The 5,254-nt window shown below is 38.9% G+C and carries 5 protein-coding genes; all 5 read right to left on the bottom strand.

Going from position 1 to position 5,254, the window contains the following annotated elements:
• Positions 1-419 precede the first annotated feature (419 nt).
• The gene (gene acpP / locus P4L16_05540; GenBank protein ID MDR3624583.1) at positions 420-662 is read right to left on the bottom strand and encodes an acyl carrier protein; all 243 of its coding nucleotides are present in this window, start codon (positions 660-662) and stop codon (positions 420-422) included.
• A gap of 63 nt (positions 663-725) precedes the next feature.
• Positions 726-1,481, bottom strand: a complete 756-nt coding sequence (fabG, locus tag P4L16_05535) for a 3-oxoacyl-ACP reductase FabG (GenBank protein ID MDR3624582.1) — start codon at positions 1,479-1,481, stop codon at positions 726-728.
• Complete coding sequence (gene fabD / locus P4L16_05530; protein MDR3624581.1) at positions 1,478-2,422, bottom strand: ACP S-malonyltransferase; 945 nt, start codon at positions 2,420-2,422, stop codon at positions 1,478-1,480. Before fabD ends, fabG begins: the two co-directional genes overlap by 4 nt.
• A gap of 12 nt (positions 2,423-2,434) precedes the next feature.
• The gene (locus tag P4L16_05525) at positions 2,435-3,442 is read right to left on the bottom strand and encodes a ketoacyl-ACP synthase III (protein MDR3624580.1); all 1,008 of its coding nucleotides are present in this window, start codon (positions 3,440-3,442) and stop codon (positions 2,435-2,437) included.
• A 133-nt stretch (positions 3,443-3,575) separates the two neighbouring features.
• A complete protein-coding gene (locus P4L16_05520) occupies positions 3,576-4,994 on the bottom strand; it encodes a hypothetical protein (protein MDR3624579.1) in 1,419 nt (472 codons plus the stop codon).
• Between the last annotated feature and the right edge of the window lie 260 nt (positions 4,995-5,254).

Genomic DNA, 5,254 nt, shown 5'->3' with positions numbered 1-5,254 from the left:
TTAATTTTGGCAATAAACAAGTAAAAAACGGTGTAGAACGCATCATAAATGATAAATTATAAGTCTCCGTGTCTCCGCGTCTCCGTGTTTTAACTATTCAAGTTATTGATTAGCAGATAGTTGAAAATCGAGCTGGCGTTATATTACTTCTAAGCGCTATGAAGTCGATTTCTTAGCACAAACACCTCGTGGGCATAAAAAGCTTTTCCAAGTTGCCTAGGACGTACAAGATGCGCACACAATGGAGCGCGAAAAAAGAGCACTTCTCTCAGGGATGCAAGAACTAAAAATTGATGGAGAAATTATTACTCTCGATTCTTATCTGAGAGAGGGAATAAAGCTATGACATGCGCGGCCTGTCAAAAGGACCGCGCATCAATTAGACTTCTTGCGTAATTATGCAAGAAGTCTATTGAATTTTACTTGCCCGCTTTTTTGCGGTTTTCAATATAAGTAATGACATCACCCACAGTTTTGAGTTTTTCTGCATCTTCTTCAGAAATTTCAAACCCAAATCGCTCTTCAAATGTCATGATAAGTTCAGTTAGGTCTAATGAATCAGCATTGAGATCTTCAATAAAAGATTTTGCAGCTGTTACATCAGCCTTATCGACGCCAAGTTGCTCTACAACGATATCAATTACTTCTTGTTCTGTTGACATTTTAATTTCCTCTTTTATACAAAATTACTTTTTCTCATATCGCATATACGATGAATTTTAAAGTTACATTACCATTCCGCCATCAACTGTCAAAACTTGCCCTGTGATATAATCGGACATATCGCTTGCCAAAAACAGAGCAGCCTTAGCAATTTCTTCAGAAGTTCCAAGACGACTCATTGGGATTTGTCCAAGGATCGTAGCTTTTTGACTTTCTGTCAAACTTTCTGTCATTTGGGTATCAATAAATCCAGGTGCAATACAATTTACTGTAATACCGCGTCCAGCAACTTCTTTTGCCAAAGACTTCGTAAAGCCTATCATACCCGCTTTTGACGCAGCATAATTTGTTTGCCCCGCATTTCCCATTAACCCAACAACAGAAGAGACATTAATAATTTTACCCTTCTTAGCTTTGAGAAAAGGTCTAACAAGAGCATGCGTCATATTGTATACCGACTTTAAATTTACATCGATAACAACATCCCAATCTTCTTCTGTCATTTTCATAAGAAGCATATCCCTTACAATACCCGCATTATTCACAAGGATATCAATAGACCCAAAGTTTTGAAGGACCTCTTCAATAGTCTGGTCTACGGCCTTTGTTTTAGAAACATCTACCTGGAAAAACTGCAACTTAACGCCATTTTGCACAGCAGCTGCTATTTCATCAACAGCCTTTTTGCCCCTCTCTGTATTTGTACCAAATAGAGCAATGTTTGCTCCTTGCTTTGCAAACAATAAAGCTATCGCCTTTCCAATGCCCGCATTACCGCCGGTCACTATAGCGGTTTTCCCTTGCAACAACTGTGTCATGCAAACTCCTCTAACTGCGAAAGATCTTCTATTTTTTCAATACTTATTGTAGGCGCTTTGACACCTATGCGCTTATTCATTCCAGCAAGTGTTTTTCCAGGTCCCATTTCAAGATACAAATCAATTGCATGATTTTCCATAGAGCAAACTCCCTGCTGCCAGCGCACAGAGTGCGTTACTTGATCGACTAGAAGTGTGCGGATTCTGCGCTCATCTGTTTCAAAATCTCCGCTTGTATTCATTACGATAGGAATGCATGAGTCTTGTAAGGGAACCTGATCGATTTTTTCTTTTAAACGATCTCTCGCAAGGCTCATTAGGCCACTGTGAAAAGCTCCATGCACTTGCAGGGGCATAATACGTTTTGCACCCTTTTCTTTAGCCATAATACTGCCCTTTTCAATGCCCAAAGAGGTACCTGAAATTACCACTTGGCCAGGACAGTTAAAATTTGCAACCCATAAGTCATTTGGCAGTTGAAGCTCCTTCACAAAAGCTTCAACAACATCTGGTTCTAATCCCAAAATAACTGCCATCGTCCCCTTTGTCTTTTCACAAGCCTCATTCATAAGCTCTCCTCTCAACTGAACAAGAGGCAGACACTCTGCGAACGAAATCCTCTGAGAGGCGCTTAGAGCCGTATATTCTCCAAGGCTAAGGCCTGCAGCAACGTATGGAGAAATCTCTGGAAATTCTGTCTGCACAAGACGAAGAATTGCCATACTCATGACATAAATGGCTGTTTGACTATTTCTTGTTTCTGTGAGAAGGCTTTCTGGACCTTCAAAAATAATAGAGGACAACTTTCTTTTTAAAATATCGTCCGCTTCTTGAAAAGTTTCCAAACAAACAGGATATGCTTCGAAAAAATCTTTTCCCATACCAGGGTGCTGAGAGCCCTGTCCTGGAAATAAAAAGGCTATACGCTTTGCTACGCCCATCTATAATCTCACCTATTTTGTAATTTTTGATAAAATAGTAGCACCCCAGGTAAGTCCTGCACCAAATGCAGCAAGAAGCAAATTTTCACCCTCTTTAATTTCATGCTCTTTTAAAAGTTCATGTAGTGCAATACCAACAGAAGAGGCAGACGTATTTCCATATTTCTGCAATGTTTTATAAACCCTGTCACTGGGAAAAGAAAAACGCTTAGCAAGAGCTTCAATGATGCGTAAATTTGCTTGATGAGGAACAAACCATGTAATATCACTCTCTTGAACGCAAGACTTGGCAATACACTCCTCAGCAGCACTTTCCATGCGTCGTACAGCGTGCTTAAAGACCTCTTTTCCTTCCATGAGAATATAGTGTAAACCCTCTTCTACGCTTTCTTTGGAGGCAGGATTTCTAGAACCACCCGCTGGAAGCATAAGCAAAGATGCCTGCTCACCATCTGCTCCAAGAGTTGTATGACGAATTGCAAACCCTTCTCCCTTGTCGCTAATAACAGCAGCCGCAGCTCCATCACCAAATAAGACACAGGTGTTTCGATCTTTATAATTGACAATAGAAGAGAGCTTTTCAGCAGCAACAAGTAAAATATTTTTATAAATTCCAGACTCAATAAATGCCTTAGCAATTGAAAGACCATAGATATAACCCGTACATGCTGCCTGTACATCGAAGGCTGCAGCATGCGTTGCCCCTAAATGCTTTTGTAAAAGAGCTGCTGTGCTTGGAAAAATGTAATCGGGTGTGAGTGTTGCAAAGATAATTAAATCGATTTCTTTAGAATCAAGATGGGCATTTTTCAGAGCGTCTTCTGCTGCAGCAACTCCCATATCGGAGGTGAACTCATCAGACCTTGCAATACGTCTTTCTTTTATACCTGTTCTTGTGACGATCCATTCATCGGATGTCTCCACCATTTTTTCCAAATCGGCATTGGTTAAAATTTTTTCTGGCAGATAAGATCCAACGCCAATGATGCGCGCTACGCGCTGTGATGTATGATCTGGCATTAATGCTCCTAATAAGAATTAGAAGCTCCACAGTCTAGCAAACTCTAACAATAAAGTATAGACACAAACAAATTTAAGAATAGACATAATGTAATCGCGCTTTCTTAACCAAGAAGGCGCAATTACATTATGTCTAGTGGCTGATAGTAAAAAGAGTATTTAAAATTGGGTCTGTCAACTCCAAACTTTTTATAAAATTTCCTTGATTCGAATACTTCATAATACGCTCTGCAGCGGAATTTAAGCCTCTTACGTCCCATAAGTTAAGGATCAATTTATTATCCTTCGCCACTAACTTTTCTAAATTCAATTTATTAAGGTGCTCTTCAGTCATCCAAGAGCACCTGATAAACGAAAGCTTTTCTAAAGGACTCTTACTTTTTCTTTCTGCAAGCTTGGTTAAAGCAGACTCAAATTGCGCTATATTTAAAGGAACCTCTGCATCAAATTGCACTGAAGTAGTATTCATATTTCTAGCTAGCCACTGCTCTAACCATCTATTATAAACCTCTTCACTAACACCTTCTGTAGGTGGCCTATTCCGAAGATAGCTATTAGGTGGATAATCAATACAACCAAGCATCTCAGAAAAAATTGTTCTTACATCTTCTTTTGTAATTTGTGCATTTTCTGACAATTTGATAGAAAAAATACCTGGTTCTCGTGAGCTTGCACGCAACTCTTTCAACAGGGGAAGATGCTCTTTAGTTACCCAAGAACATGTATCTAAATCAATGCTGTGAAGCTTATTGCCTATCTTATTTTTTATCCTGGATAAAAGTGCCTCAAATTGCTCTTTACTCAAAGGAACATTTGGATCAAACTTCACCACGCCACGTGGAGAAATACTCACTGTATTTAATTGCGTTGTGGCCCAACCTCCGACTCTCTCCATGTTAGCTATTGCAGCATTACAACGCACCTCTATTGGGATATCTTTTGCCTTAAGATCTTTACGGCCTGTGATATTCACAAAGATAACGTTGTCAATATCTTTTAAAGTAGCAAGATGCTCTTTTGTTATCCAAGGGCAATCAGACACATCCACTGTGCGATTTTCCGTATCTTGAAGTATTTTGAGTAAATCGTGAAATTCTGCAGGATCCATGCGCCAGTCAGGAGAAAACTTTATGGGCTTTTTGGAATCTAAATTTTCCTTACGCCAAGCTTCTTGCAAATTTTTCAATAATTCAGGACTCGGTGCTATTAGTGCTTCTTTCAAAGGGTTGCTCTGAGGACAAACTTCTCTAAAGTTTCTTACAGTTGTATTAAAAATTCCAATTAACTTTGGATCATGAGAATCCACAACTTTTATTTGATAATCATTAAGCCTTCGTTCTACTTCAAAAACACGCACAATACCAAAAAGCTTTTCTGCGTAAGGAAGCCAAGAAAAAAGCTTCCATATAATATGTTTACCTGGATTTTTCCATATAGTCACACCATCTATTGTTTGGAATCCCTTAGCACTCTCTAGATCTTTACTTACATTACTTAAGTGTTGTTCTACATCGCTATATTGAGCTGATAGTCCTTCTGGTAGTAACGACATATTCACCATCCTTATGCTTGTATATTTATATATTTAATTTTAAATTATACGCTACTTGATTTTACGACAATAACTAAATTGATTTTCAAAGAATTAGTGGAGCAAATGTCTATCCAGCAAGTCTTTTCCTAGGGCGAATGCCCTAGGATTTTATAATGCAGGCCTTCAGCCTGCAATCTAAAGACAATTCTATCCTAGGGCGAATGCCCTAGGATTTTATAATGCAGGCCTTCAGCCTGCAATCTAAAGACAATTCTATC

This window comes from Chlamydiales bacterium (assembly GCA_031292375.1).
Lineage (GTDB): Bacteria > Chlamydiota > Chlamydiia > Chlamydiales > VFKH01 > JARLHF01.
Note: the sequence above shows the minus strand (reverse complement) of the source record. Positions and strands in the feature narration are given on the sequence as shown.

Bases quoted from the DNA above. Each gene is read 5' to 3' on its own strand.
- acpP (MDR3624583.1), bottom strand. From the start codon at position 662: ATGTCAACAGAACAAGAAGTAATTGATATCGTTGTAGAGCAACTTGGC.
- fabG (MDR3624582.1), bottom strand. From the start codon at position 1,481: ATGACACAGTTGTTGCAAGGGAAAACCGCTATAGTGACCGGCGGTAAT.
- fabD (MDR3624581.1), bottom strand. From the start codon at position 2,422: ATGGGCGTAGCAAAGCGTATAGCCTTTTTATTTCCAGGACAGGGCTCT.
- P4L16_05525 (MDR3624580.1), bottom strand. From the start codon at position 3,442: ATGCCAGATCATACATCACAGCGCGTAGCGCGCATCATTGGCGTTGGA.
- P4L16_05520 (MDR3624579.1), bottom strand. From the start codon at position 4,994: ATGTCGTTACTACCAGAAGGACTATCAGCTCAATATAGCGATGTAGAA.